This is a genomic window from Dellaglioa sp. CoH-57-MRSF-20, assembly GCF_056781955.1.
Genome location: NZ_JBXAXV010000063.1, coordinates 1 through 605, shown reverse-complemented (window position 1 = coordinate 605; position 605 = coordinate 1). Strand labels below are relative to the sequence as shown.

Below are 605 nucleotides of genomic sequence, written 5' to 3'. Positions count from 1 at the left end.
CTCAGATGTACTATCTGCTGAAACGCGGGGAACTCGCAGGTAAGATAAGCCAGTATGCAGCCTCGAAGGACGCCACCCTCTTGATTGATGTGTCCGATCAGCTCATTCGTGCGGATCGCATTGAACGCATCCGCGATGCGCGGCTTGCGTGCGCCACTATGACCTATATCTTCGAAGAGGAATCGTTGACGAAGGCTCATATCAATCAAGGCATCGTGATTCCTTATATGCCGACGTGGCGTCGAGACGAAGTGAACGAAACTTATACGAAGCTTCGCGATCAGGAACCCGGCGCAATCAAAAACGAATCGTACAAAAAGTTTCTGGCGCGCGCCCGGAACCCGGCCTTTTAGATGACGAGCGCCGCGATTCCGCGCTATCAGCTCATCTCCGATTTGAAGCCCTCAAAATATTCGGTTATCCGCTACATGTCGAAGGCAGCTACTGCGCTTCAATCAAAATGGCTGGAGACACAGGCTATGGAAGCAGAGCCTCTACTTCTGTGCATCAATTCTAAGGATAGCTCTGATTCACACAGTGGCCTATGGGAAAAGGAAAATTTGGACAAGCTTCTTGGGGATTCTGTAATCCGCGTGCCTGTCGTC

Annotated in this window: 1 protein-coding gene; it reads left to right on the top strand. The window is 51.1% G+C overall.

The window, feature by feature from the left end; translation table 11 throughout:
- On the top strand, positions 1-353 hold a 353-nt coding region (locus AC1RPN_RS08110; protein WP_481763701.1), incomplete at its 5' end, for a hypothetical protein.
- Between the last annotated feature and the right edge of the window lie 252 nt (positions 354-605).